We start from the raw sequence: 26,295 nt of genomic DNA on the forward strand, positions 1-26,295 counted from the left end.
CCCTAGATGGGCACGCCGTGCGCCTTGGCGAAGGCCGCGAGCGCGGGACGCAGGCTGTCGCCGTCGTGCCCGCGGGCCATCTCGCTGTCGATGAGTTCGGTGACCGCGCCCGCGTCGAGGCTGAGCACCATCGCCTTCACCGGGCCGATCGCGGCCGGCGACATCGAGAAGTTGCGGAAGCCCATCCCGATCAGCGCCATGGCGTCGAGCGGGCGCCCGCCGATCTCGCCGCAGACCGTGACCGGGCAGCCCGCGGCCTCGGCGCGCTCGGCGATCAGCCGGAAGGCCCGGATCGCCGCGACCGAGAGCGGGTCGAAGCGGTGGGCCACGCGCCGATTCTCGCGATCGACCGCGAACAGGAACTGCATCAGGTCGTTCGAGCCGACCGAGAGGAAGTCCGCTTCCCGCGCGATCTCGTCGATCTGGAAGAGCAGCGAGGGCACCTCGATCATCGCGCCGAGCTTGCAGTCGGCGGGCAGCGCGTAGCCGTGGCGGCGCAGATGCGCCTTCTCGCGCTCGACGATGGCGCGGGCTCGGACGAACTCGTCCACGGTCGCCACCATCGGGAACATGATCTTGAGCGGGTGCCCGTCAGAGGCCTTCAGGAGGGCGCGCAGCTGGACGCGCAGCAGCGCCGGCCGGTCGAGGCCGATGCGGATCGCCCGCCAGCCGAGCGCCGGGTTCTCCTCCTCGAGCTTGGGCATGTAGGGCAGGATCTTGTCGCCCCCGATGTCGAGCGTGCGGATCGTGACCGGCCTGTCGCCGGAGGCGGTGAGGACCGCCCGGTAGAGCGCCTGCTGCTCGGCCGCCGACGGCATGCGCTGCGCCACCATGAACTGCAATTCGGTGCGGAACAGGCCGACGCCCTCCGCGCCCGTCTCGTTGAGATGGGTGAGGTCGACGAGAAGCCCCGCGTTGAGGTTGAGGCCGATGCGCACCCCGTCGCGGGTGACGGCCGGCACGTCGCGCAGGGCCCGGTACTGCTCCTGCCGCCGGGCGCGCAGGCGCACCATCTCGGCGTAGGCCGCCTCGATCTCGGGGCCGGGCCGGACATGGACCTCGCCCGCCACCGCGTCCACGATGATGGCGTCGGCGGAATCGCAGAGCGCCGAGGCGTTCTCCACCTCGCTCACCGCCGGGATGCCGAGCGCGCGCGCCACGATCGCGACGTGGCTCGTCGGCCCGCCCTCCTCCAGCACGAGGCCGCGCAGGCGCGCGGGCTCGTAGTCGAGCAGCGCCGCCGGGCCCATCGAGCGGGCGACCAGGATGGCGTTCTCGGGGATGGAGCCGGCCAGGCCGACCGCCTCCTGGCCGACGAGCTCGCGCAGCAGGCGGTTCGTGAGGTCGTCGAGGTCGTGCAGGCGGTCCCGGAGATAGGGGTCGCTCTGGCGCATCATGCGGGCGCGGTTGTCGGACTGCACCCGCTCGACCGCGGCTTCCGCCGTCAGGCCGGAGCCGACCGCCTCGCGCATCCGGCGCAGCCAGCCCTTGTCGTGCGCGAACATGCGCACGGTCTCCAGCACCTCGCGGGACTCGGCGGTGCCGAGCTTGTCGCCGCGCTCGACGAGGTCGTCGATGGCCGAGCGCACGTTCTCGATCGCCGTCTCGAGGCGGGCGGTCTCGCGCTCGCTGTTCTCGGCGATCAGCCGCTTCACGACGATGCGCGGCTCGTGCAGGACCACGTGGCCGAGGCCGATCCCCTCGGCCAGCACCGTGCCCCGCACGCTGACCGCGCGGCGCGCGGCGGTGCCGGCGTCGGGGGCGAGCGCCTGCAACTCGCCCGAGGCGATCATCTCCGAGAGCACCATCGCGGTGGTCTGGAGCGCCTCGATCTCCTCTTCCGAGTAGACCCGGTAGGTCTTGTTCTGGACGGTGAGCACGCCGAGCGTGTTGCCCGCGCGCAGCAGCGGCACGCCGAGGAAGGCATGGAAGGATTCCTCGCCCGTCTCGGGGCGGTAGGAGAAGGCCGGGTGCTGCTGCGCGTCGGAGAGCGCCAGCGGCTCGGCGGTCTTGGCGATCAGGCCGACGAGGCCCTCGTCCGCCCGCATGCGGGTGAGGTGCACGGCCTCGCGGTTGAGGCCCTCGGTGGCGAAGAGTTCCAGGGTGTTGTCGTCGCGCAGCACGTAGACCGAGCAGACCTCGGCCACCACGTTGGCGGCGATCAGGACGACGATGCGGTCGAGGCGCGCCTGTGCGCTGACCGGCTCCGCCATCGCTTCGCGGAGGCGGCGCAGCAGCAGGCGCGGGCCTCCGGGCGCAGCGGGCATCGTCTCGTCATCCAGCGTCGGGGGCCGGTTCGGCTCTCACCAGCCCTGCAACCGTGACGCCGGACGGCGCGGGCCGCGTGAGGCGCCCTTCCCCCCGGAGGTTCAGGCCTGATCGAGGCCGTATAGCGAGTGGAGCGTGCGAACGGCAAGCTCCGTATAGGCCGCGTCGATGAGGACGGAGAACTTGATCTCCGAGGTGGTGATCGCCCGGATGTTGATGCCCTTGGCGGCGAGCGCACGGAACGCCTTGGCGGCCACGCCCGCGTGGGAGCGCATGCCGACGCCGATGGCCGAGACCTTCACCACGTCGGTGGCGCCCTCGATCTGGGCGAAGCCGATCGTCTCGGCCTGCTGGTCGAGCACGGTGCGGGCGCGCTCGTAGTCGGCGGCCGGGACCGTGAAGGTCATGTCGGTGGTCGAGGCGTCGCCCGAGACCGTCTGGATGATCATGTCGACGTTGATGTTGGCGTCGGCGAGCGGGCCGAAGATCGCCGCGGCGACGCCAGGGCTGTCCTTCACGCGGCGCAGCGTGATCTGCGCCTCGTCGCGCGAGAAGGCGATCCCGGTGATGATCTGCTGTTCCACGATGTCGTCCTCGTCGCAGATGAGGGTGCCGGGGCGCGCGGCCTCCGGCGGATCGAAGGAGGAGCGCACGGTGGTCGGCACCCGGTGCACCATGGCGAGTTCGACGGAGCGGACCTGCAGCACCTTGGCGCCGAGCGAGGCCATCTCCAGCATCTCCTCGAAGGTCACGCGCTCCATGCGCTTGGCCTTCGGCACGACGCGGGGATCCGTGGTGTAGACGCCGTCCACGTCCGTGTAGATGTCGCAGCGCTCGGCGCCGATGGCGGCGGCGACCGCCACCGCGCTGGTGTCCGAGCCGCCGCGGCCGAGGGTCGTCAGCCGGCCGGTCTCGGCATGCATGCCCTGGAAGCCCGCGATCACCGCGACCTCGCCGCGCTTGAAGCCGGCATCCAGCCGCGCGCCGTCGATCTCCGCGATGCGGGCCGAGCCGTGCGCGTCGGAGGTGAGGATCGGGACCTGCCAGCCCTGCCAGGAGCGGGCCGGGATACCCATCTTGCGCAGGGCGATCGCGAGGAGGCCGGAGGTGACCTGCTCGCCCGAGGCCACCACGGCGTCGTACTCGGCGGCGTCGTAGAGCGGGTCGGCGTCCTTCACCCAGGCGACGAGTTCGTTCGTCTTGCCCGACATGGCCGAGACCACGACCGCGACCTCGTAGCCGGCCGCGACCTCGCGGGCCACGTGGGCGGCCACGTTGCGGATCCGGTCCACGTTGGCGACGGACGTGCCGCCGAACTTCATCACCAAACGGGGCATGGCGCGTCCGCGTTGTGTCTTGGAATAAGCGTCCCGGTGCCGCGGACGGGGCCCGGCGGCTGTACCGGCTCGGGTTTGGGCGGGTACAAGCGGGGGGAGGGGCTGTCAACAAGCCGGCCGGCAGGTCGGAGGCAGTCCAAGGTTGGGCGTTACGGAACGGATCGGACGAGCATGGCCGGTGCAGGCACGGAAGGAACGGCGGGCCGGGTGGAACCGGGTCGGGTAGACCCGGCCGAGGTGGCGCGCTTCGACGCGCTCGCCGCGACGTGGTGGGACGAGGCCGGGCCGATGCGGGTGCTGCACCGCTTCAATCCGGTGCGCCTCGCCTACATCCGCGACCGGGTCTGCCGGCACCACGGCCGCGAGACCGATCGGCCCTTCGCGCTGGAGGGACTGAGCATCGTCGACATCGGCTGCGGCGGCGGCATCCTGTCGGAGCCGCTGGCGCGCCTCGGAGCCGACGTGACCGGGCTGGAGCCGGCCGGGCAGAACCTCGCGGTGGCCCGCGCCCACGCCGAGGCCGGCGGGCTCGCGATCGACTACCGCGCCGACACGATCGAGGCGGTGGCGGCCGAGGGCGCCCGCTTCGACGTGGTGCTCGCCATGGAGGTGATCGAGCACGTGCCCGACCCGGAGGCCTTCCTGCGGGCGGCCTGCGCCGCGCTGAAGCCGGGGGGCCTGCTGTTCGCCGCCACGATCAACCGGACGCTGCGCTCCTTCGCGCTCGCCATCGTGGGCGCCGAGTACGTGCTGGGCTGGCTGCCGAAGGGGACGCACGACTGGGACAAGTTCATCACGCCCGAGGAATTGAAGCGGATGCTGCGGGTGGGCGGCGTCACGCCGGTGGACACGCAAGGGGTGGTCTACAACCCGCTCAACGACGGCTGGCGCCAGAGCCGGGACACGGCTGTGAACTACATGGTCGCGGCCGAGAAGCCGGCGTAGCGCGGGCGCGGAGGGGGCTGCCCGAGACCCCACATGCGTCGGCCCGCACCCGCGACGCCAACACCGCCCGAACCCCATCGCCCTGCCCTCGTTGTCCCCCGACACCGGAGGGATCCATGCTGGAGAAGCTGCCGCACGCCGTGGGCGAGGCCCTGTCGGGGCTCCGCGCGGGGTTGGAGAAGACCGCCTACCACGCCACCTTCGCGGCGGTGCCGGAGGGCATCGCGCTCACCAGCCCGGCCTTCGCGGACGGGCAGGCGATCCCCGCGCGCTTCACCGCGGACGGGGCAGGCAGCGCGCCGCCGCTCGCGTGGGCCGGCCTGCCGGAGGGCACGCGGAGCCTCGTCCTCCTGGTGGAGGACGCCGACAGCCCGACGCCGGAACCGCTGGTCCACCTGATCGCCCCGGATCTCGACCCCGCCGCGGGCCGCCTCACGGAGGGCGCGACGGGCGCGGAGACCGGCCGCAACAGCTTCCTCAAGCAGGGCTGGCTGCCGCCCGACCCGCCCTGCGGCCACGGCCCGCACCGCTACGTCTTCCAGGCCTACGCCCTCTCCGTGGCTTTGGCCCTCACGGAGGCGCCGGGGCGCGGCGCGCTCATCGACGCGATGGCGGGGCGGGTGCTGACCAAGGGCTGCCTGACCGGCACCTACGCGCGGCCCTGAGCGCCCCTCTTGCGGGGCGATGCCCGCCGGGGCATCGCGGTCTCGGAACAACCGGGAGAATGCGATGCGGGCGCTGATGTGCACGAGGCTGGGCAAGGCCGAGGATCTCGGCATCGAGACCCTGCCCGACCCGGAGCCCGGCCCCGGTGAGGTCGTGGTGCGGGTCCGGGTCGCCGCGCTCAACTTCTTCGACACGCTGATCATCGCCGGCCGCTACCAGGTGAAGCCGACGCTGCCCTTCTCGCCCGGCGGCGAGGCCTGCGGCGTGGTCGAGGCGCTGGGACCGGAGGTCGAGGGCTTCTCGGTCGGCGACCGGGTGGTGGTGCACGCCAAGTTCGGCACCTGCCGCGAGCGCGTGGTGGCCGATGCGAGCCAGCTCACGCGGGTGCCGGACGGCGTCTCGGACGAGCAGGCGGCGGGGCTCACCATCACGTACGGCACCTCGCTGCACGCGCTGGCCAACCGCGCCCGGATCCAGCCGGGCGAGTGGCTCGCCGTGCTCGGCGCCTCGGGCGGCGTCGGGCTGGCGGCGGTGGAGCTCGGCGCGCTGCTCGGCGCCCGGGTGATCGCCTGCGCCTCCTCGCAGGACAAGCTCGCGGTGGCCAAGGCCCACGGGGCGGAAGTCGGCCTCGTCTACGATCCGGCGACGCTGAAGGACGCGCTGCGCGAGGCCTCGGGCGGTGGGATCGACGTGGTCTACGACGCGGTCGGCGACGCCTTCGCGGAGCCGGCGCTGCGGGCTCTGCGCTGGCGCGGGCGCTACCTCGTGGTGGGCTTCGCGGCGGGCGAGATCCCGCGCCTGCCGCTCAACCTGATGCTCTTGAAGGAGCTCGACGTGCAGGGCGTGCACTGGGGCGCCTTCCTCGACCGCGACCCGGCGGCGCACCAGGACAACCAGCGCCGGCTCCTCGCCTGGGTGGCGGAGGGGCGGCTGACCGCCAAGGTCCACGGGGTCTACCCGCTGGAGGCGTACGAGGCCGCGCTCGGCATCCTCACCCGCCGCGAGGCGGTGGGCAAGGTGCTGCTGCGGGTGTGAAGCCGCGAGCGGGGCCGCGTCAGAGCAGCCCGCGCTCCCGCGCCAGCTTGACCAGATCGACCTGCGGCCGGGCGCCGATGTGCTGGATCACCTGGCCGGCGGCGAGCGCCCCGAGCTTGGCGCTCGCGACGTTGTCGAGCCCGCGGGCGTGGCCGGCCAGGAACCCGGCGGCGAAGAGGTCACCCGCGCCCGTGGTGTCCACCACCTCGGCCACCGGCGAGGCCGGCACCGCGCGGACCTCGCCGCCCCTCACCACCACCGCCCCGTCCTCGGAGCGGGTGACGAGGCCGAGCAGGTGCAGGCCCCGGCCGTTGCGCTCCTGGGACAGGGCCTTGATGGCGGTATCGGCGTCCTCGGTCTCGTAGAGGCTCTTCAGCTCACCGATATTGGCGAACAGGATGTCGATGCTGCCGTCGCGGATGAGGCCCAGGAACTCGTCGCGGTAGCGGCCGACGCAGAAGGCGTCCGAGAGGGTCAGCGCCACCGCGTTGCCGGCGCCGTGGGCGATCTCGACCGCCTTGCGGAAGGCCTCCTTGGCGGCCGGCGGATCCCAGAGATAGCCCTCGAGGTAGGTGACGCGGGCGCTCTCGACCACGGCCGGATCGACGTCGGCGGGCGAGAGGCCCTGGCAGGCGCCCAGATAGGTGTTCATGGTGCGCTCGCCGTCGGGCGTCACCAGGATGAAGCAGCGGGCGGTGGCCGGCCCCTCGGTCGCGGCGCGCACCGGGAAATCGACGCCCACCGCCTTCAACTCGTGCGCGTAGAGGCCGCCGAGCTCGTCGTCGCGCACCTTGCCGATGAAGCCGGCGCGGGCGCCGAGCATCGCGGCGCCGACGGCGGTGTTGGCGCCCGAGCCGCCCGGGACCACGGTGGTCGGCCCCATCGCGGCGAACAGCGTCTCGGCCCGGGGCTCGTCGATCAGCGCCATCGCCCCCTTGGGCACGCCCTGGTCGGCCAGGAAGGCCTCGTCGGTGCGCGCGATCAGATCGACGATGGCGTTGCCGAGCACGAGAAGGTCGAGGGGAGCGGTCATGCGGGCGTCCTGTTCCGGTTCGCCGGCCTGTCGCACCGGTGACCGGACGGGTCAAGCCGGGCCGTCGTCCTCGAACAGGTCGGCCAGCGCGAGGTCGAGGCCGGGCGGATCGAGCCGCAGCGCGCCCTCGGCGACGATGTGGGTCTCGATCAGATCCCCGCTCCCGCGCCGGTGATGGAGGACGCGGCGCTTGACGGCATCGACCACGAGGTAGTGCTGAACGCTCGGGACGCGGAAATAGCCGACCAGCTTCTCGCCGCTGTCGAGAGAGCGGGTGCGCGGCGAGAGCACCTCGACGATCACGACGGGATTCGGCACCTCCACGGCGTCCCCGTCGAGACGCGCGCCGCAATAGACGAGCGCATCGGGCTCGTAGGCCGTGTCCTTGTCGATCCGAACGGTCATCCCGTCCGGAAACATGCGGCAGGGCAGGCCGCCCCGGCGGATCGCGGCCTTCAGGGCCATCTGAACGGCGAACTTCGCGTCCGCGTGGCGCGCCCGCTGCGGCGACATCGCGACGATCTCGCCGGCATCCAGCTCGTAGCGGCCCGGTCGGCCTTCCGCCCAGACGAGGAACTCGTCCACCGTCATCCGCGGCGGCGTATCACGCTTCGGCGCTGCGCTCATGCGGTCAGACTAGCACGATTCGCCCCACGGCGCGGGTCACTGCCCCTGCAGCGCTTTCACCTCGCACTGGGCGTAGTCGGCGCTGGCCTTCACGTAGGCGTTGAGTTTCTGCACGTAGGCCTCGGCGATCGGCCGGAAGGCGCCGATCTGCGCGTTGTAGGCCTTGATCTGGTCGCTGTAGGTGTAGGCCTCCCAGCCGGGGCAGCCGCCCTTGGCGTCGAGGCAGGCGGGCTTCTGCGGCAGCGCCGGCCGCTCGGGGCGTTCCGCCGCGGGGGGCGGGGCGGGCGCCGTGCAGGCGGCCGAGGCCGGCTCGGAGAGAACGAGCGCCAGACTCAGCACCGTGTACCGCATGGGACGTCTCCGCGCGGCCGGATCGTCCGCGGTCACGGCTTCTGCGGCATCGCGCGGGCCGGGACAAGGCCGGGCGCCGGGCGTGGCCCGGTCCGGCGGGCCTCCGGCCGGCCGCGCAGGGCGTTGACGAGCGGCAGCAGCAGGCCGACGCCCAGCACCCACCAGGCCGGCCGGATCGGGCCGGAAAAGTCGAGGTTGGCGCCGAGCACGAGGCCGGCCGGCACGCCGCTCTTCAGCCCGTACCACGCCGCCTCCAGAAGGGCGGTCAGGAGCGCGGAGCCGAGCGCCAGGAGGAGGAGCGACCAGGGCCGCGTCGGGGCCGAGAGGCGGTGCATCAGGCGCCAGCCCATCAGCAGGACGAACAGACCGGTCCAGAAGACCGGGTCGGTGACGTCGATCTTCGATTGCAGGAAGTAATGCAGCAGCCCCAGCGCCGCGATCGGGTAGGAGAGCCGGTGCAACCGGTGCCAGGCCGGGCCCATCCGGCGGATCGCCCCGTCGGTCGAGGTCCAGCCGAGCGCCACGAGGCCGGCCAGCGCCACGAAGCCGACCGTCAGGTAGATGCGCAGCGCGATCTCGGAGGCCACCTTCGCCAGGTCGTAGTTCTGGTCCACGACGTAGAGGACGAGGTGGGCCAGCGCGTAGGCGAGCGCGGAGAGCCCCAGCATGCGCCGCAGGTTGATCAGCCGTGGCCAGTCGGCGATCCGGCGCAGCGGGCTCACCGCCAGGGTGGCGAGGAGCAGCCGCACCGCCCACTCGCCGGTGGCATGGATCAGCGCCGTGACGGGCTTCGCCCCGAGCGCGTCGCGGGCATAGCCTTGCGCGAGGTAGAGGCCGGGCGCCAGCACCAGCAGGAAGCAGAGGAGCTTCAGGGCCGAGAGGCGTCCGGCCCGATCGAGCCAGGGGAGCGGCAGAGTCGTGCGTGCGGGCATGCGGGGCGTGTTCGCGGGGGGCGGCCGGGGAAGAGCCGGGCGGGGCCGGAGATGCGTCTGTCGGGCTCTTCGCCACGCCGGCCGCCGGGTTACGGCCCGTGGCCTCCCGCCGCAGGGGAGGGCGCTCAGCCCTCCTTGCCGTCCTTGCCCGCCTTCGCGCCGTCCTTCGGCGTCAGCTTCAGGATCCGGCCGTCCTCGCCGTCGGTGACCGCGTAGACCGCCCCGTCCGGCCCGACCCGCACGTCGCGGATCCGGGCGTCGAGGGGCACGCGCTCCTCCGTCACCACCTTATCGCCGTCGAGCTTGACCGCGACGATGCCGCCGCTGACGAGGCCGCCGATCAGGAATTGGTCCTTCCAGGCCGGGAACAGGCCGCCGGTGTAGAGCGCCATGCCGGAGGGGCCGATGACGGGGTCCCAGTAATAGACCGGCTGCACCGTGCCGGTGGCCTGGGTTACGCCGTCGCCCACCTTCTCGCCCGAGTACTCGATGCCGTAGGTCGCCACCGGCCAGCCGTAGTTCAGGCCCGGGCGCGGCCGGTTCAGCTCGTCGCCGCCGCGCGGCCCGTGCTCGACGGTCCAGAGCCGGCCCTGGCCGTCGAGGGCCGCCGCCTGCACGTTGCGGTGCCCGTAGGACCAGATCTCGGGCCGCGCCTTCTCGCTGCCCGCGAAGGGGTTGTCCTTCGGGGCGTTCCCGTCCGTGTCGATGCGGAAGACCTTGCCGAGGCCGCTCGCGAGGTCCTGCGCCTGGACCCGCGGCCCCTTGTCGGAGCGCTCGCCCACGGTGAGGAAGAGCTTGCCGTCGCCCGCGGGCACGATGCGCGAGCCGAAATGCTTGTCGCCGTCGTAGGCGGGCGTCTGGCGGAAGATCACCTTGACCTCCTCCAGCTTGCCCCCGCCCCGGCCGTCCTCGACCAGCTTGGCGCGGGCCAGCGTGGTGCCGTTGCCCTTCTCGCGCGGCTCGGAATAGCTGAAGAAGATCGTGCGGTCGGAGGCGAAGCCCGGGCTCAGCGCCACGTCGAGCAGGCCGCCCTGGCCGCGGGCATCGACCTTCGGCACGCCCGCGACGGCCGGGCCCGGCGTGCCGTCCTTCGCCACGAGGCGGATCTTGCCGGCCTTCTCGGTCACGATCATGCGCCCGTCCGGCAGGAACTCCATCGCCCAGGGGCTGTCCAGGCCCTTCACGGCGGTCGCCACCGCGACCTCGGTGGCCTGGGCGGGCTTGGGAGCCCGGGTCTGGTTCGGCAGGAGCGGCTTGTAGCTCGTGTTCGGCGCCTCGGTCTCGGCCGGGCTGGTCCCGGCCGAGGGCGCGGCGGGCGCGCTGAACGCCTCGCCGCCGATGCGGGAGGCGGGCGTCTCCTGGCCGGCCGCGGTGCCGGCGAGGCCGAGCGTCGCCGCGGCGGCGAGGGCGAGGGATGGGATGCGCGTCACCGAGGTTCCTCCAGATGTCCGCCGTCCCTGGACGGCGGGGCCGGGTGCGTTGCGCAGGAGATGGGGCGCAGGGCCGAGACTTCGAGGCTCGGCGGGGGCGACGCGCCGCGCACGGCTCTCCCTCGCCCGTCTCCCTGGAGGGGAGGTGCGCGCGGGCGCCGCCCGGAAGCGAGGGCGCCTTCCCGTGCGCCGGGACACGCCGCATGAGGATGACGGGGAGCGGCCATGCGGCGTCCGGGACCGTGCCTTGACCGGGCCGGACCCCGTCGCCAATTCTGCCGCACTGCGGCGGGCGTCCACGCGACGCCGCCCGCGCTGACGAAAGGGACTGTGATGGCGACGGTGAAAGTGACCGACGCGAGCTTCGAGCAGGACGTTCTCAAGTCCGCCGAGCCCGTGGTCGTGGATTTCTGGGCAGAGTGGTGCGGCCCCTGTCGGCAGATCGGTCCCGCCCTGGAGGAGATCTCCGCCGACCTCCAGGGCCGCGTGAAGATCGCCAAGATCAACGTGGACGAGAATCCGGGCGTGGCCGCCCAGTTCGGCATCCGGTCGATCCCGACCCTGCTGCTCTTCAAGAACGGCGAGCGGGTGGACCAGAAGGTCGGCGCCGCCCCGAAGGGCGACCTCGCCCGCTGGATCAGCGCCCAGACCGCCTCGGCCTGAGCCTGGTCGGGCGGCGCGAGCCGCCGCCCGACACGCCGGGCCGCCGGACAGGCGACGAACGAGAAAAGCCCGGCCGCAAGGCCGGGCTTTTCGGTTTCAAGACCCGATTTTTTTATGGCTCGGAGCCCGGGCGAGGCCCAGGCTCCGGCGGATCGGCTTAGTACGAGCCGAACTTGTAGTTCAGGCCGGCGCGGACGACGGCGAACGAGTTGTCGTCGCGACGCAGCGGACCACCGGAGAACACCGGGATCAGGCCGTTGGCGGTCTGGAAGCCGCCGACGAGCGGCAGGCCGACGGCGTTGCGGTTGTTGCGGTCGAACTGCACGTACAGACCTTCGACCTTGAGCGTCACCGCCGAGGAGCGGAAGAAGTTCAGGAACGAGTCGGTCGGGAGCGCGTACTCGACACCACCACCGGCGGCCCAGCCGGTGAGGAAGTCGTCGTTGCGGTTGTTGAAGTTGGTGAAGGCGACGCGGGCGCCGCGGTCACCCGTGGCGTAGGCGAAGCCGCCGGTGCCGTAGAACAGGACGCGGTCGAAGGCGTAGCCGAGGCGGCCGCGGACGGTGCCGAAGAAGTCGAGCGTGCTGAGCACGCTGTCGACCGGCACGAAGGCCGGGTTGATCGTGGCGGCGTTCGTCACGAAGCGGCTGCGACGGCCACCGAAGTCGAGGTACTGGGCGTCGGCCTCGAAGCCGATGACCACGCCCGAGCCGGGGGTGAGCTGCCAGTTGTAGCCGATCTGGCCACCGCCGGTGAAGCCTTCGTTGTTGCCGCTGGAGTAGGTCAGCGACGAGCCGACCGGGCCGAGCACGCCGGCGGTGGTGAAGCCGCCGTTCGGCAGCTGCACGATCGGGCTGGCGGCGTTCGGCGGGAGCAGCGGGCTCGACTGCGTGAAGCCGTTGGAGCGGCGGTCGCTGGCGTCGAAGCCGTAGCCGGCGTTGAAACCGGCGTAGAAGCCCGTCCAGGTGAAGACCGGAACCGGCGTGAAGACCGGCGGCGGAGCGCGGCGCGGAAGGTCGGCGGCGGTCGCGGCGGCGGTGAGCGCCGTGAACATCGCCAACGAGGTAGCAAGCTTTTTCATTGTTGTGATCCCCAGCATTTGTGCCCGATCAAGCGGGACCTTATGTGATTTTCCACAGCCAAGATGTAGCGCGGCGGCCACAGGCCGGGGGCCTCGCGGGAGGCGGCGTCCGCCGAACTGTGGCGAACACTTGCTTAAGACAGGGCGGTTCCACGACCCAGCGGCGATGGTTCGGCGGCGGAATACAGTTTTCGGTTGTGTCGCCACGCGGCTGCGCGGGGGGCGAGCGTGGTTCGCGCGCGCGCTCTCCCCCGCACAGGGGAGGGAGAGCGGGGGCGCGTCCCAGGACGGCGACCTGGCTTAGACCGGCGGCGTGCCGTTGGCGGTGAGCACCGCGCCCGCGAGGTAGAGCGAGCCGCAGATCAGGATGCGTGGCGGGTGCTCGAAGGCGATGTCGGAGACGCTGGCGAGCGCCGCCTCGATGCTCGGCGCCACCCGGGCGCTGAGGCCGACGCCCTCGGCGATCTGGGCGACCTCCTCGGCCGGGCGCGCCGCGATCTGGCCGGCGATCGGCACGGCGATCAGCGCCCGCGATAGGCCGACGAAGTGGCGCAGGAAGCCCTCCGCGTCCTTGGTGCCGAGAAGCCCGACCACGAGGACGAGGGGCGCCTCGCTGCGCTCGCCGAGTTCGGCCAGGGCCGCGGCCAGGATGCGGCCGCCGTCGATGTTGTGGCCGCCGTCGAGCCAGAGTTCGGAGCCCGCCGGCACCAGGGCGGCGAGGCGCCCGCGGCTCAGGCGCTGCAGGCGGCCGGGCCACTCGACGTTGCGCAGGCCCGCCTCGAGGGCCGCCGTGCCGATGTCGCCGAAGCCGGCCGCGCGGAGCGCCGCGATGGCGGTGCCGGCATTGGTGAACTGGTGGCGGCCGAGCAGCTTCGGCTTGGGCAGGTCGAACAGGTCGGTCTCGTCCTGGTAGACGAGGCGCCCGCGCTCCTCGTGCACCGAGAAATCCTGGTTGCCGACGAGGATCGGGCCGGCGCCGACGGCCTCCGCGCGCCGGCACAGCACCGCGTCGGCCTCGGCGTAGTCCTGGGCGGCGATCACCGCCGGGCAGCCGCGCTTGAAGATGCCGGCCTTCTCGCCCGCCACGGCCTCGACCGTGTCGCCGAGATACTCCGCGTGGTCGCGCCCGATCGGCGTCACCACGGCGGCGGCGGGCTGGTCGATCACGTTGGTGGCGTCGACCCGTCCGCCGAGGCCGACCTCGAGCAGGAGCACGTCGGCGGGCGCCTCGGAGTAGAGCAGGAGGGCGGCGGCCGTGGTGATCTCGAAGACCGTGATCGGGTCGCCGGCATTGGCCGCCTCGCAGCGCGCGAAGGCGTCGGCGAGCCGGTCCTCGGGCACGAAGGTGCCGCCGCCGATGCCGCCGAGGCGGATGCGCTCGTGGAAGCGCACCAGATGGGGCGAGGTGTAGACGTGGGCGGCCAGGCCCCCGGCCTCCAGGATCGCCCGCATGAAGGCGATGGTCGAGCCCTTGCCGTTGGTGCCGGCCACGTGGATCACCGGGGGCAGGCGCCGCTCCGGATGGTTCAGCGCCGCCAGCAGCCGCTGGATGCGCCCGAGCGACAGGTCGATCGTGCGGGGGTGGAGGGCGAGGAAGCGCCCCATCAGCGCGTCGGAGGAATCCATCGTCCGGCCCTCGGGGTCAGGCGGCCTCGGGCGCCGGGGCCGGCTCCGGCAGGGCCGCCGCCGGCCGCACGTCCATCAGCAGGCCGCAGATCCGGGCGATCGTCTCCTTGAGCTGGTGGCGGTGCACCACCTGATCGACCATGCCGTGGTCGCGCAGGTACTCGGCCCGCTGGAAGCCGTCGGGGAGCTTCTCGCGGATGGTCTGCTCGATGACGCGGGGTCCCGCGAAGCAGATCAGCGCGCCGGGCTCGGCGAGGTGCACGTCGCCCAGCATCGCGTAGGAGGCGGTGACGCCGCCCGTCGTCGGGTTCGTCAGCACCACGATGTAGGGCAGGCGCGCGGCGTTGAGGCGGCGCACCGCCACCGTCGTGCGGGGCATCTGCATCAGCGAGAGGATGCCCTCCTGCATGCGCGCGCCGCCGGACGCCGCGAACAGCACGTAGGGGGTGCGCTTCTCCAAGGCCGTCTCGGCGCCGCGCACGAAGGCCTCGCCCGCCGCCATGCCGAGCGAGCCCGCCATGAAGCCGAACTCCTGGGCGGCCAGCGTCATCGGCAGGCCGCCGACGCGGCCGAAGCCGATCTTGAAGGCGTCCTGCAGGCCGGTCTTGGCGCGGGCGTCCTTCAGGCGATCGACGTAGCGCTTCTCGTCGCGGAACTTCAGCGGGTCGGTGGCCACCTCGGGGAGCGCCACGTCGATCCAGGTGCCCTCGTCGAACATCAGCTTCAGGCGGGCGGAGGCGCCCATCTTCAGGTGGTGCTCGGAGCCCGGGATCACCCAGTGGTTGGCCTCCACCTCCTTGTGGAAGACCATCTGGCCGGTGTCCGGGCACTTCACCCAGAGGTTCTCCGGGGTCTCGCGCTTGAACAGGGTCTTGATCTTGGGGCGCACGACCTCCGAGATCCAGTTCATCGGCTCTACCATCATGCCGGCCCGTGCTGTCTGTGTCCGGAGGGCGATATCGTTGTGCCGCGCGGCCCGCGCCAGGGTCAGCGGCGGCGCTCGGCCGGGCGCTCGGCGGTTCGCACGCCCGCGGCGAGCTCCCGCACCAGCCCGGCCACCGCCTCGACGGTGCCCCCTTGCGCGCGGCCCTCCCCGTCGAGGGAGCGGTGCAGGGCATCGACGAGCGCCGAGCCCACCACCACGCCATCCGCGCCCTTCGCGATGGCGGCGGCGTGCGCGCCGGTCTTCACGCCGAAGCCCACCACCACCGGCAGGTCGGTGTGGCGGCCGATCCGGGAGACGGCCTCGGCGACCCGCCCGAAATCGGGCGTCGCCGTGCCGGTGATGCCGGTGATCGACACGTAGTAGACGAAGCCCGCCGTGTTCGCGAGGACGGCCGGCAGGCGCGCGTCGTCGGTGGTGGGCGTCGCGAGCCGGATGAAGGCCAGCCCCTTGGCGAGCGCCGGCAGGCAGAGCTCCTCGTCCTCCTCCGGCGGCAGGTCGACCACGATCAGCCCGTCGATCCCGGCCGCCACCGCGTCGTCGAGGAAGCGGTCGACGCCATAGGTGTGGATCGGGTTGTAGTAGCCCATCAGGATCACGGGCGTGTCGGCGTTGCCCGCGCGAAAGCGCGTGACGAGCTCCAGCGTCCGGGCCACGCCCTGGCCGCCCTTCAGCGCGCGCAGGCCCGCCGCCTGGATCGCCGGGCCGTCCGCCATTGGGTCGGTGAAGGGCAGGCCGAACTCGACGATGTCGGCGCCGGCTCGCGGCAGCGCTTCCAGCACCTTCAGGGAGGTCTCGGGGTCGGGGTCGCCCGCCATCACGTAGGTGACGAGGGCGGCCCGGCCTTCCGCGCGGCAGCGGGCGAAGGTGGCGTCGATGCGGCTCGGCATGGTCGGTGGCTGTCGGTTCGGGCCTCGGGGATCCTCCGGGAAGGAGGGCCCCGCGGGCGGGGTCGAGCCGCCGCGCCTACACCATCGGGGCCGGCCCGTGAAGCGCGGGCCGGTCTCGCGGATCGCCGCAAGCTCCGGTTAAGCGCCTTCGCTGACGGAGCCTTCAGGGATCGCGCGGCACGCTCGCCGCCGCGCGGGCTTCCGTGCGGCCGGCCCGGATAGCCCGCATGCAAGACCTCCTCCTCGCCGGCCTCCTGCTCCTCCTCGGGCTGGGGGCCGGCCTGCTCGGCGGGCAGGCGCTGAGCCGCCGGCCCCGGCCCGAGGCGCCCTCCGCCGAGGCGCTGCACGCGCGCATCCGGCGCATCGCCGAGAGCGAGGAGCGCTACCGGGCGCTCGTCGCCGCGACCACGGACGTCATCGTGCAGCGCGACGCGCTGGGCCGCATCACCTTCGCGAGCGAGGGCTACGCGCGGCTCCTCGGCCGCGATCCGCTCGCCCTGGTCGGCTCGACCGCGGAGCCCGAGGTGATCGAGCAGGGGTCGTCCGGTACGGACGCCGACGGGGTGCGCCGCTCCGAGCGGCGGATCCGGGACGCGGACGGACGGGCGCGCTGGTTCGCCCTCGTGGAGATGCCGGTCGGCGGCCCGGCGGGGGAGGCCCCGCAGGTGCTCTGCGCGGGCACCGACATCACCGGCCGGGTCGAGGCGGTGCGCTCCCTCGACGGGGCGCTCGCCCGCGCGGAAGCCGCCAACGTCGCCAAATCCCGCTTCCTCGCCACCGTCAGCCACGAGTTCCGCACGCCGCTCAACGGCATCCTGGGCATGACCGACCTCGTGCTCGACACCGGGCTCGACGCCGAGCAGCGGACCTATGTCGAGGCGGTGCGCACCAGCGGCAAGGCGCTGCTCGGGCTCATCGACGGCATCCTCGACTTCTCCCGCATCGAGGCGGGCCGGCTCGACCTCGCCGACGAGCCCTTCGGGCTCGCGTCGCTCGCCGAGGGCGTGGTGGAGCTGCTGGCGCCGCGCGCCCAGGACAAGGGCATCGAGATCGCCCTCGACGTCGCCGGGGACGTGCCCGCCCAGGTCCGGGGCGACGCGGACCGGGTGCGCCAGATCCTCATCAACCTCGCGGGCAACGCCGTGAAGTTCACGGAGGCGGGCGGCGTCGGCCTCTCGGTGAGCCGGACCCCGGAGGGGATCTGCCTCGCGGTCTCCGATACCGGGCCGGGCATCCCGGAGGACCGGCTGCCGCGGCTCTTCGAGGAGTTCGAGCAGGGCGACGACAGCGCAAGCCGCCCGCACGAGGGCACGGGCCTCGGGCTCGCCATCACCCGCCGCCTCGCGGCGCGGATGGGCGGCCGGGTGGAGGCCGTCTCCGATCCGGGCACGGGCTCGACCTTCCGGGCCCTGCTGCCGCTCGCCGCCGTCCCGGGGGAAGCGGCTCCCGGTGCGGCCCCCGGTGCGGAGCCCGGGGCGGCGCTGGCCGGCCGCCGGGTGCTGATCGTGGCCGACTCGCCCTTCCAGGCGCCCTCTCTCGCCCGCATGCTGGAGCGGGCGGGGGCGCCCGCCGTGCAGGCCGGGAGCCTGGAGGCCGGGCTCGCGGCGCTCGCCCGCGCGGAGGGCGCCTTCGACGCGCTCATCGCCGACCGGGCCCTCGGCGACGCGGCCGTGCGCCGCCTGGCCGACGCGGCGCGGCTCGCCGGCGTGCGCTGCTGCCTGATCCTGCTCTCGCCCTTCGACCGGCGCGCCTTCGGGGCGCCGGCGGCCGCGGGCTTCGACAGCTACCTGATCAAGCCCGTGCGCGCCCGCTCGCTCCTCGACCGCCTGCTCGCCCCGAGCCCGGCCGAGGCGCCACCCGCGCCGGCGGGCCCCGCCGCGGCCCGGGCGGCCCCCGCCCGCCGGGTGCTTCTCGCCGAGGACAACCCGATCAACGCGCTGCTCGCCACGCGCGCGCTCGAACGGCTCGGCGCCGAGGTGGTGCACGCCGCCGACGGGCTGGAGGCGCTCGCCCGGCTCGACGATGCGGGGCCCTTCGATCTCGCCCTCATCGACGTGCGCATGCCCGGCCTCGACGGCCACGAGACCGCCCGGCGCATCCGCGCGGCCGAGGCCGCCTCGGGCGCGCGCTCGGGCGGGCGCCTGCACCTCGTCGCGCTCACCGCCAATGTCGGCCGGGAGGACGAGCGGGCGGCGCTCGCGGCGGGTTTCGACGGCTTCCTGGCCAAGCCCCTGAACCTCAGGGCGCTGCCGGCGCTCCTCGAGCGGGCGGCGTAGGCGGCGGGGCCCTCCGCCGCGGGTTGGATCGGGCGATCCGGGGCCCGATCGGCCCGACCGGCGCGGGGCCGCTTCCGGCCGCAGGAATCCCGTCCGACCGCGCCTCGGGCACCGCTGCGGGTCCCGCGGCCGGGCGGCCCCGGCCGCCGGGATCGGCCCGGGTCACCGCAGCAGACGCTCCATCGCGGCGATGCCATCCATCCGCGCCCTCTGCTCCGTGCGGAAAGAGCGCTCGCCACGCTGGAAGGGACGGCCGTCCCGACAGATCAGCCACATGTACCATCCGGTCGGGCGAAAGGCCGCCGAGACCGTCAGGGTGAAGAGGCCGTGATCCGTGTTGTGAGAGATCTCCCGCATCGTGCGCTGCACCCGGATCCGTCAGGAAGGTGGGCGGAGCGGGCTCAGCCCGCCGAACCAGGGCACCTCCTCAGGCAACGGAGGCGATCCGTTTCTCCACCCGGCGCACCTGCGCCGGATACCAGCGATCGCCGCGCGCGCTCGGCACGCCCAGCTCGTTCAAGGCGTGCGCCACCTGTTCGAACGTGGCGGCTCCCGCGGCGCGGATCTCCGCCAGGACCGGGGCGACGCTCAGGGCACGCTCCATCGTCCGAGGTTTGCAGATCGGAGCCGGCAGGACGCGTCGGTCGCCCGGTTTCTCGCCTGCCCGGCGCTGCCGCTCGCCGAGGCGAACGAGGAAGTCCCGCCTGCGCGCGGCGCGGTCCTTGTCCGCGACGGGCGCCGCATGGGCGGCGAGGGCCGCCAGGATCCCGATCGTGCCCTCGTTCGCCTCGGGCATGCTGGTCACGGCAAGGCGCACGCCGAGGCGCGCGAGGTCGCGGCGCAGGGTCGTGAGGAAGGCTTGATCCCGCGCCAGCCGGACCAGCCCGGCCACGAGCAGCACGGCGCCGTGCTGCCGGCACAGGGCAAGGGCATCGTCCAGCACCGCGCTCGGGCCGGGGGCATCCCCGCGGCGGATCTCGCGCATCTCCGCGATCAGGTGGCCGCCGCATTCCGACAGATGGGCGGCGACGGCCGCGCGCTGGGCGGCCAGCGCGGCCCTGGGACTCGTCTGCTCGCTGGCCTCGACGGAGAGGTAGGAGACGAAGTTCAGCTGAAGCATACCTGCTGCATCACAGTGCGGATCGACCGGGCTCACGGCCACGTGCCGGGCATGGCCTACGCGCCAAGCCCGCAATTTTCGTACTCTACGACAATTGCGGGACGCTCAATATGAAGCAACATTCCTATTGGGACGCCGTCCGGGCGCCCCTCGATGTGGCGGGACGTCGAGACTCCGCGCCGCTGCTCCCGACGTTTCCGGCTTGGTCTGCGTCCCGGTCTGCGTCCCGGTCTGCGTCCCGGATGCGCTCGACGGCGCCCAGCCGCGGAGCAACCGCTTTCCACCCCGAAGCGACGGTGGCTGCCGGCCGACGAAGGGCCGCCGTCGGGATGCTCCGACGGCTCTCCGCGCGGCCGGCACGGGCCGCAGCGCAGTCAGCGGCGGATCAGGATCACGCCGCCGACGAGCAGGGCCGCGCCGACGAGGCGCGTCGGGTCGATCGGCTGCCGGGCGAGGCCCATCCAGCCGAAATGATCGAAGGCGAGCGAGGCGAGCATCTGTCCGGCGACGAGGAGCGCGATGAAGGTCGCCGCTCCGATCTGCGGCACGAGCAGGACCGCCAGCCCGATGAAGAGCGCGCCGAACAGGCCGCCGCTCCAGGCCCACCAGGGCAGGCGCGCCGCGAGGCTCGCCGCGGGAGCCGGATCCCCGAGCGCGAGGGCGAACAGCCCCATGCAGGCGAGGCCGACCGCGTAGCTGACGACGCCGGCCCAGGCGACGGAGTCGAGGGCGACGCGCAGGTTCGTGTTCAGCGCCTGCTGAACCACGATGCTGACGCCGGCCGCGACGGCGAGGGCGTAGGAGAGCAGGAGTGCGGGCATCGGGGCCTGGTCGTCCGGTTGGGCGCCGTCCGGGGGGCGCCGCGAGGGTCCTTGACAACCACCGCGCGGCCATGCCGTCAAATGCCCGATCTCCGTGTTTCCATGCAGATCGGGCATGATGAACCCGGCCCATATCGACCTCTTCCGCGCGGTCCTGCGCTACGGCGGGATGAGCCGGGCCGCGGCCGCGCTCGGGATCGGCCAGCCCCATGTGAGCCGCGCGGTCGCCCAGCTCGAGGCTGATCTCGGCTTCCCGCTCTTCCTGCGCGGGCACGGCAGCGCGCTGCCGACCCGGGAGGGCGAGGCCTTCGCCCGCGAGGTGGAGCGGAGCTGGGCCGGGCTCGACCATCTCCGGGACGCCGCGCGGCAGATCCGCGAGACCGGCACCGGGCCGCTGCGCGTCGCCTGCCAGCCCGCGCTCGCCGGAGGCCTGCTGCCGCGCGCCGTCCGGCGCCTCTGTGCGGAGAGTCCCGGCGCCCGCGTCGCGGTCCACGTCCCGAGCCCGGACACGATCTGGTCCTGGGTCGCCTCCGGCCGGTGCGATCTCGGCCTTGCCCGGCCCCGCGCGGGCATCGCCGGCGTGACCGCCGAGCCCTTCCTGGCCGTCGATGCGGTCTGCGTCCTGCCGCGGCGGCACACGCTCGCCGGCCGGCGGACGATTACCGTGCAGGACCTTGCGGGCGAGCCCCTGATCGCGGGGGCGGCCGGCGCCTTCCAGCAGGCGGTCGAGGAGCGGTTCGCGCGGGCGGGCCTCGCGCCGCGCTTCGTCCACACGGCCCAGTACACGCTGGCGCGCTGCGGTCTCGTGGCCGAGGGGCTCGGCCTCGCCGTGGTCGATCCTCTGGCGGCCCGGGCGCTCGGCGGGTTGCCGGTCGTGCTGCGCCCGTTCGGCCCGGCCCTCTCCATCGTCACGATGCTGCTGCGCCCCGCGGGACGACCGCCGGAGCGGCTCGCCGAGCGCCTTGTCGCCCTGCTGGAGGCCGAGCGGGACGCGCCCGGCACGCGGGCGTGACGACGCCCCGCACGACGCGCGTTGACAGGAGCGTGGCGCCCGGCGAACAGGACCGCATGGCACAGTCGACCGCACAGACCATGCAGCCGGATTCGGGCCGCGACCGTGGCGCGCTCGCGGCCTGGGGCATCGTCGGGCTCACCGTGGCGACGGTGCTGCTCGGGGCCCTGCTGCCGGCCGCCCGGCCGGAGCCCTCGGTCTCGCCCGCCGACGACGCGACCTGCCTCGAATGGGGTGACGGCTGCCGGGTCTGCCAGCGCTTGGCCGACGGCCCGGCCTGCTCGCTGCCCGGCATCGCCTGCACGCCCGGCGCGATGCGCTGCCAGCGCCGCGAGGGGTGAGCGCGCCGGCCCATCTTCGCTTCGCGCCGAGCCCGAACGGGCGCCTGCACCGCGGCCACGCCTACTCGGCGCTGCTCAACGCCGCGATCGCCCGGCAGCTCGGCGGCCGCCTCTCGCTCCGGATCGAGGACATCGACCCCGTGCGCTCGCGGCCCGAGCTGGCTGCGGCGATCGTCGCGGATCTGGCCTGGCTCGGCGTGCCCTGGTCCGGCCCGGTCCGCCGGCAATCCGAGCACATGGCGGACTACGCCGCAGCGCGCGACGGGCTCGCGGCGGCCGGCCTCCTCTACCCGTGCTTCTGCTCGCGCGGCGAGATCCGCGAGCGGGCGGCGGCCCGGGCCGACGCGCCGCGCGATCCCGACGGCGCCCCGCTCTATCCGGGCACCTGCCGCGGCCTCGATCCGGCGGCGGCCCGGGCGCGCGTCGCCGCGGGCGCGGCCCATACCTGGCGCATCGACATGGGCCGGGCGCTGCGCCGTGCCCCCGGCCCCCACGGCTACGCGGCCTTCGACCCCGGCAGCGCGGAGCGCCGGGTCGGCGCCGACCCGGCGCGCTGGGGCGACGCGGTGATCGCCCGGCGCGATGTGCCGACGAGCTACCATCTCGCGGTCGTGCACGACGACGCGGCGCAGGGCATCACCCACGTAGTCCGCGGGCAGGATCTCGAGGCGGCGACCGACCTGCACGTCCTGCTGCAGCGCCTGCTCGGCCTGCCGAGCCCGCGCTACCACCATCACGGCCTGATCCGGGACACCGACGGGGGCAAGCTCGCCAAGTCGCGCGGCTCCACCGCGCTCGCCGACCTGCGGGCTCAGGGCGTCGCGGCCGCCGCGCTGCGCGTGTCGCTCGGCTTCCCCGCGGCCTGAAGGGCGGCCTGGCCGGCGCGCTGGTCCGTGGTCCTCGCCGCGGCCTCCTCCGGCCGACGCGCCGGCAGGGAGAGGATCACGCGGGTGCCCTGGGGCGCGGCCGGAACCCAGTCCAGCCCGGCGCGGAGCTGGCGCGCCAGCATCCGCACGATGGTCGTGCCGAAGGCGGTCCCCTCCGGCGCGGTCCCCTCCGGCGCGGTCGCCGGCATGCCGGGCCCGTCGTCCGCCACCTCGACGATCTCCCGGTCGCCGTCCCGGCCGAGGCGCACCGTGAGCCGGCCGGGCCGGGCTGGGAAGGCGTGCTTGAGCGCGTTCGTGACGAGTTCGTTGACGATCAGCGCCACGGGCGCCGCCGCCTCGGCGGGCAGGCGCAGCGGCGCGAGATCGAGCGTCACCGCCACGTCCGGCCGCCCGGCGGCGCCCAGGAGGTCCGCCACGATGTCGGCGACGACGTCGGCGATCGCCACCTGGGCGACGTCGTCCGACTGGTGCAGCCGCCGGTGCAGGGTCCCCAGCGTCTCGATCCGCCGGAGCGTCGCCGCGAGCGTCTCGCGCGCGGCCCCGGCCGGGACGCCCGACATCTGCGTCGCCACCAGGGCGGCGATCATCTGCAGCGTGTTCTTCACCCGGTGATCGACCTCGTGCAGGAGCGTGGTCCGAGCCTGGAGGTCGTGCAGGCGCTCCGTGATGTCGGTCTGGGTGGCGACGAAGTACTGCACGCTGCCGGCCCCGCCGAAGACCGGACTGATCGCGAGGGCGTTCCAGAACGGGGTGCCGTCCTTGCGGTAGTTCAGGATGTCGAGGCCGATGTCGCGGCCCGCGCGCAGGGCGTGCCCGATGCGCGCGGCCGCGTCCGGATCGGTGCCCGCGCCCTGCAGGAAGCGGCAGTTGCGCCCCTCGACCTCGCTGCGCGCGTAACCGGTGAGGCGCAGGAAGGCGTCGTTGGCGAAGACGATCGGGTTGTCGAGGCGGTGCGGGTCGGTGATCGTCATCGGCAGGCGCGCGGCCTGCATGGCCGCCGCGAAGGGAAGGGCCGCAGGCTCGGGTGTCGGCTGCCCTCCGTCGGGGGCGTCGGGCCGCGTCATGCGGTCGTCCAGTGCTGCGATCGGTCGGGCACCGCGGAACCGCGCGCGCCGGAACGGATCATTCCCGAGGCACGGGGCCTGTCAATTACCTGTGCTAGCCGTACAGGGGGCGAACTGCCTAGGAAGACGAAACTTGTGCGCCTGTCCGCAATCTTCGGATGATATCGTCCGGCTGATACACCTTTAGGGTGTAGTGATCTCCGGGCCGGCGGATTCCCGGCCCACTCCTACCGCACCGCCGTCTCGCGCTGGGCGAGCGCGGTCGCGGTCTTGCCCTTCTGCATCTCGGCCTCGATCTGGTCGCGCTGGCGCTTGAACTCGGCGAGCAGGCGGCCGTCGAGCTCGCGCCCGCGCGGCACGCGGATCTTCATCGGATCGACGAAGTGGCCGTTGATGATCACCTCGTAGTGCAGGTGCGCGCCGGTCGAGAGGCCGGTGGAGCCGACATAGCCGATGACCTGCCCCTGCCGCACCCGCGTGCCCGCGCTGACGCCGCGGCCGAACCGCGACATGTGGTTGTAGGTGGTGACGTAGCCGTTGAGGTGCTGGATCTCGACGCGCCGCCCGTAGCCCGAATCCCACTCGGCCTTGATCACCGTGCCGTTGCCGGCCGCCACGATCGGCGTGCCGATCGGGTTCGACCAGTCGACGCCCGTGTGGAGCTTGGCGTAGCCGAGCACCGGGTGACGCCGGTAGCCGAAGCCGGAGCGCATGATGCCGTCCGCGATGGGCTTGCGGATCAGGAACTTCTTCAGCGAGCGGCCCTGCTCGTCGAGGTAGTCGATCGCGCCGTCGTCGGGGGACTGGAAGCGGTAGATCTTGCGCGCCTCGCCGCCGAGGTTGAGCGCGGCGTAGAGGAGGTCGGGCCGCTCGGGGCTCTGTCCGGCATCCTCGTCGTAGGTGTAGAACACGTCGAGGCTGTCGCCGCCGCCGATCCGGCGCTGGAAGTCGAGGTCGTAGCTGAACACCCGGACGATGTCCTCGACGGTGGCGCGCGGCAGCTCGTGGCGCGCGGCCGTCTCGTAGAGGCTCTGGTAGAGCCTCGGGCCGGTGCCGTCGTCCTCCTCGTCCTCGCTCGCCTCCGCCTGGGCCTGCGGCTTGCGCGAGGGCGTATCCTCCCGCGGGGGCGCGACGGAGACGAAGGCCGCCCGGTCGTTGATCGCCGCGATCCCCTCGATTCCGTTCTCCCCGTAGAGAACGACGCGGGTCACCTGCCGTGGATCGGCCGGCCGGGCGCCCGGGGCGATCTGCACCCGCAGGCGCTGTCCTTCGGTGAGGGCGCCGACGCGGGGCCGGCCCCCGAGCGCCGTGACGACGCCGCGGATCTGCTCGTCGCTGGCGAAACCCGTGGCGCGCAGGGCAGCTTCCAGGGTCTCGCCGCGGCCGAGCGCGAGGTCACGCTCCTCCACGAGGGGCGCCTCGCCCGTGCGCAGTTCCGTTTTGGCGAGCTTCGTCACGTTCTCGGGCACGACCAGCACCTCGATCGCCCGGAACGGGTTCCCGTCGCGGCCGGGCACGGCCGCGTCGGCCGCCGGCGTGCTGGGCTGCAAGGTGCGCGAGAGCAGGATCTGGGGCGCGATCGGGATCGCGGCGCGGCGGCCCGCCTCTGCGGCGGCGCGGCGCTCCTCCTCGACCTGCGCGGTGACGGCGTCGTCCCCGAGGGCCGGCGCGTTCGGATCGACCGGCGCCTCCGCGAGGATGCGTTTGACCACCGTGACTTCGGCGCCGGGCGCGTCGGCGGCGCTCGGCTCGCTCGCCCGGTCGGCGGGCTCGTCGGAGACGAACTTCGTCGGGTCGAAGGGCGGGATGTCGCTGGCGTAGAGCCCGACGCTCTGCGACAGACCCGCGGTGAGGCGGACGAACGGCTTGGCCTTGATGATCTCCCGATCGCCGAGCTTCACCGTGACGGGCGCGCGGTAGCTCTGCTTGGCCGAGGCGATCATCACGCTGCGGACCAGCCGGTCGCCCTTGCGCGCGACGTTGGTGCCGCCCTCGCTCGCCTGGGGCCGCTGGCTCACCGTCGCGATCTCGGGGATCGCCGCGAAGGAGGCCTCGCCCTGGAGCGAGACGTGCAGCGCCGCGAAGATCAGGCCCGCGCCGGAAAGCCCCGTGAGCGCGCTGGCGCAGAGCCACCGGAGGTTCACGGCGCGCCGGTCGATGCGCGACGCCTCCGGGCCGAGGAGGTCGAGCGGCGGATCGAATCCCTGACCGGACGCCGCTGCGCCGGTCACACCGATCTTCACGCGGTCACGCGTCACGCGAACGATCCCCTGAATGGGCCGAGAAGAATGCGAAGCAGCCACCCCGGGCGCGTCGCGACCGTCGCGGCGGCTGCTCGTATCCTGACCATGTCGAGTGCCAGCGTGTCGAGATTGAGGCCCGAGGGTGCGCCTTCCACGAGCGAACGTGGCTTGATTCGCGAGGGGTCGCGTTGGCGCCCGTCACAGGCCTGTTGCAGGTTTTTCGCGTGTTCGTCGTATCGGGTGTTGACGGGGCGGCTGGGCTTGCGTAGACAGCGCTCATCGGCGCCGGCCGCGAGAGCGACCCGGGCGCCGACGCTTCTTCCGACAGCTTGGGTGGGCGATCTGGCGTAGGCCGGGTGGTCCGCTGTCGTTGTCGGCTGAGGGTGTCTGCACCGACGATCCGGCCGCTGCGGCGGCCACGAGAAGCGGGGTTGACAGGGGATCCGGCGGGCTCTAAACGCCCTCCACCGCTGAGACGGACCTCTCCTAAGGGCAGGTCGGTAGCACGATTCCTCCAGGCAGGCAAGCGGGTTCCGGGGTGGATATCCCGGGTTCCGCCGCTGGCCGGATACGGTTTCTCCGGGGTTTGCCCTGGATCCAGGTGCCGCCTCCGGGTGCGTCCTGGCGCTCTTTGACAAGTTGATCTGAGAAAGAGAAGCGTGGGCGGCGTCGTCCTTGCGGTCTCGGGTTTGTGTCGGCCTTGT

24 protein-coding genes are annotated in these 26,295 nt (G+C 73.3%); 8 read left to right on the forward strand and 16 right to left on the reverse strand.

Translation table 11 applies throughout. The features are described 5' to 3' along the window. Positions 1–2: 2 nt before the first annotated feature. Positions 3–2,267 carry a phosphoenolpyruvate--protein phosphotransferase gene (gene ptsP / locus MFF56_RS24400; RefSeq protein WP_066922746.1) on the reverse strand — a complete coding sequence of 755 codons (2,265 nt, stop codon included), beginning with the start codon at positions 2,265–2,267 and terminating at the stop codon, positions 3–5. A 102-nt stretch (positions 2,268–2,369) separates the two neighbouring features. Beyond that, positions 2,370–3,605 carry an aspartate kinase gene (locus MFF56_RS24405; protein ID WP_066922744.1) on the reverse strand — a complete coding sequence of 412 codons (1,236 nt, stop codon included), beginning with the start codon at positions 3,603–3,605 and terminating at the stop codon, positions 2,370–2,372. 171 nt (positions 3,606–3,776) lie between these two features. Here MFF56_RS24405 and ubiG point away from each other — a divergent pair, with 171 nt between their 5' ends. From ubiG to MFF56_RS24420, 3 genes are all read left to right on the forward strand, one after another. Beyond that, positions 3,777–4,550 (forward strand): bifunctional 2-polyprenyl-6-hydroxyphenol methylase/3-demethylubiquinol 3-O-methyltransferase UbiG, encoded by a 774-nt coding sequence (gene ubiG, locus MFF56_RS24410; RefSeq protein WP_238231467.1) that lies wholly within the window; start codon positions 3,777–3,779, stop codon positions 4,548–4,550. A 116-nt stretch (positions 4,551–4,666) separates the two neighbouring features. Beyond that, complete coding sequence (locus MFF56_RS24415; protein ID WP_066927260.1) at positions 4,667–5,215, forward strand: YbhB/YbcL family Raf kinase inhibitor-like protein; 549 nt, start codon at positions 4,667–4,669, stop codon at positions 5,213–5,215. Positions 5,216–5,279: 64 nt separating this feature from the next. Then, positions 5,280–6,251, forward strand: a complete 972-nt coding sequence (locus tag MFF56_RS24420; RefSeq protein ID WP_066927258.1) for an NADPH:quinone oxidoreductase family protein — start codon at positions 5,280–5,282, stop codon at positions 6,249–6,251. 19 nt (positions 6,252–6,270) lie between these two features. Here the strand turns inward: MFF56_RS24420 and MFF56_RS24425 are convergent, their stop codons facing one another. The 5 genes from MFF56_RS24425 to MFF56_RS24445 all read right to left on the reverse strand — a co-directional run bounded on the left by MFF56_RS24425 (position 6,271) and on the right by MFF56_RS24445 (position 10,624). Beyond that, positions 6,271–7,284, reverse strand: a complete 1,014-nt coding sequence (locus tag MFF56_RS24425; protein WP_066927256.1) for an adenosine kinase — start codon at positions 7,282–7,284, stop codon at positions 6,271–6,273. A gap of 51 nt (positions 7,285–7,335) precedes the next feature. Further along, entirely contained in the window at positions 7,336–7,911 is a 576-nt protein-coding gene (locus MFF56_RS24430; RefSeq protein ID WP_066927254.1) for a Uma2 family endonuclease, read from the reverse strand. A gap of 36 nt (positions 7,912–7,947) precedes the next feature. After that, positions 7,948–8,262, reverse strand: coding sequence for a hypothetical protein (locus tag MFF56_RS24435; RefSeq protein WP_066927252.1), 315 nt, complete (start codon positions 8,260–8,262; stop codon positions 7,948–7,950). A 32-nt stretch (positions 8,263–8,294) separates the two neighbouring features. Further along, a complete protein-coding gene (gene msrQ / locus MFF56_RS24440; RefSeq protein ID WP_238231470.1) occupies positions 8,295–9,194 on the reverse strand; it encodes a protein-methionine-sulfoxide reductase heme-binding subunit MsrQ in 900 nt (299 codons plus the stop codon). A 125-nt stretch (positions 9,195–9,319) separates the two neighbouring features. Next, positions 9,320–10,624, reverse strand: coding sequence for a PQQ-dependent sugar dehydrogenase (locus tag MFF56_RS24445; RefSeq protein ID WP_066927535.1), 1,305 nt, complete (start codon positions 10,622–10,624; stop codon positions 9,320–9,322). Positions 10,625–10,957: 333 nt separating this feature from the next. On the opposite strand from MFF56_RS24445, the gene trxA reads away from it, so the two are divergent. Further along, positions 10,958–11,287, forward strand: a complete 330-nt coding sequence (trxA, locus tag MFF56_RS24450) for a thioredoxin (RefSeq protein WP_066920759.1) — start codon at positions 10,958–10,960, stop codon at positions 11,285–11,287. Between the two features lie 157 nt (positions 11,288–11,444). Here the strand turns inward: trxA and MFF56_RS24455 are convergent, their stop codons facing one another. From MFF56_RS24455 to trpA, 4 genes are all read right to left on the reverse strand, one after another. After that, the gene (locus tag MFF56_RS24455; RefSeq protein WP_238231472.1) at positions 11,445–12,368 is read right to left on the reverse strand and encodes an outer membrane protein; all 924 of its coding nucleotides are present in this window, start codon (positions 12,366–12,368) and stop codon (positions 11,445–11,447) included. A 300-nt stretch (positions 12,369–12,668) separates the two neighbouring features. After that, positions 12,669–13,994, reverse strand: a complete 1,326-nt coding sequence (locus MFF56_RS24460) for a bifunctional folylpolyglutamate synthase/dihydrofolate synthase (RefSeq protein WP_066923928.1) — start codon at positions 13,992–13,994, stop codon at positions 12,669–12,671. A 16-nt stretch (positions 13,995–14,010) separates the two neighbouring features. Next, positions 14,011–14,916 (reverse strand): acetyl-CoA carboxylase, carboxyltransferase subunit beta, encoded by a 906-nt coding sequence (gene accD / locus MFF56_RS24465; protein WP_066923934.1) that lies wholly within the window; start codon positions 14,914–14,916, stop codon positions 14,011–14,013. Between the two features lie 65 nt (positions 14,917–14,981). Beyond that, positions 14,982–15,827: a tryptophan synthase subunit alpha gene (gene trpA / locus MFF56_RS24470; RefSeq protein ID WP_066923930.1), complete on the reverse strand. Its 846-nt coding sequence runs from the start codon at positions 15,825–15,827 to the stop codon at positions 14,982–14,984. A 227-nt stretch (positions 15,828–16,054) separates the two neighbouring features. Here trpA and MFF56_RS24475 point away from each other — a divergent pair, with 227 nt between their 5' ends. Then, positions 16,055–18,103: an ATP-binding protein gene (locus MFF56_RS24475; RefSeq protein ID WP_238231474.1), complete on the forward strand. Its 2,049-nt coding sequence runs from the start codon at positions 16,055–16,057 to the stop codon at positions 18,101–18,103. Positions 18,104–18,265: 162 nt separating this feature from the next. Here the strand turns inward: MFF56_RS24475 and MFF56_RS24480 are convergent, their stop codons facing one another. The 3 genes from MFF56_RS24480 to MFF56_RS24490 all read right to left on the reverse strand — a co-directional run bounded on the left by MFF56_RS24480 (position 18,266) and on the right by MFF56_RS24490 (position 20,044). Beyond that, the gene (locus MFF56_RS24480; RefSeq protein ID WP_156453696.1) at positions 18,266–18,460 is read right to left on the reverse strand and encodes a hypothetical protein; all 195 of its coding nucleotides are present in this window, start codon (positions 18,458–18,460) and stop codon (positions 18,266–18,268) included. A 70-nt stretch (positions 18,461–18,530) separates the two neighbouring features. Next, the gene (locus MFF56_RS24485; RefSeq protein ID WP_066922077.1) at positions 18,531–19,223 is read right to left on the reverse strand and encodes a recombinase family protein; all 693 of its coding nucleotides are present in this window, start codon (positions 19,221–19,223) and stop codon (positions 18,531–18,533) included. 374 nt (positions 19,224–19,597) lie between these two features. After that, entirely contained in the window at positions 19,598–20,044 is a 447-nt protein-coding gene (locus MFF56_RS24490) for a DMT family transporter (RefSeq protein WP_066922078.1), read from the reverse strand. Between the two features lie 115 nt (positions 20,045–20,159). Between MFF56_RS24490 and MFF56_RS24495 the strand changes: the two genes are divergently transcribed. Genes MFF56_RS24495 through gluQRS form a run of 3 tightly spaced genes read left to right on the forward strand, consistent with a single transcriptional unit; the run spans position 20,160 to position 22,263 of the window. Then, a complete protein-coding gene (locus tag MFF56_RS24495; protein ID WP_066922079.1) occupies positions 20,160–21,056 on the forward strand; it encodes a LysR family transcriptional regulator in 897 nt (298 codons plus the stop codon). 56 nt (positions 21,057–21,112) lie between these two features. Then, positions 21,113–21,397, forward strand: coding sequence for a hypothetical protein (locus tag MFF56_RS24500; protein ID WP_373324166.1), 285 nt, complete (start codon positions 21,113–21,115; stop codon positions 21,395–21,397). After that, positions 21,394–22,263, forward strand: a complete 870-nt coding sequence (gene gluQRS, locus MFF56_RS24505) for a tRNA glutamyl-Q(34) synthetase GluQRS (RefSeq protein WP_238231476.1) — start codon at positions 21,394–21,396, stop codon at positions 22,261–22,263. The genes MFF56_RS24500 and gluQRS overlap by 4 nt, the downstream gene beginning before the upstream one ends. Here gluQRS and MFF56_RS24510 read toward each other — a convergent pair. Continuing rightward, positions 22,209–23,348: a PAS domain-containing protein gene (locus MFF56_RS24510; RefSeq protein WP_066925455.1), complete on the reverse strand. Its 1,140-nt coding sequence runs from the start codon at positions 23,346–23,348 to the stop codon at positions 22,209–22,211. The two genes, gluQRS and MFF56_RS24510, sit on opposite strands and share 55 nt — an antisense overlap. Positions 23,349–23,575: 227 nt before the next feature. Further along, positions 23,576–25,606 (reverse strand): M23 family metallopeptidase, encoded by a 2,031-nt coding sequence (locus MFF56_RS24515; protein WP_066925452.1) that lies wholly within the window; start codon positions 25,604–25,606, stop codon positions 23,576–23,578. Positions 25,607–26,295: the final 689 nt, after the last annotated feature.

Origin of the sequence: Methylobacterium hispanicum (assembly GCF_022179285.1) — a bacterium.
In the GTDB taxonomy this organism is placed as follows: Bacteria; Pseudomonadota; Alphaproteobacteria; order Rhizobiales; family Beijerinckiaceae; genus Methylobacterium; species Methylobacterium hispanicum.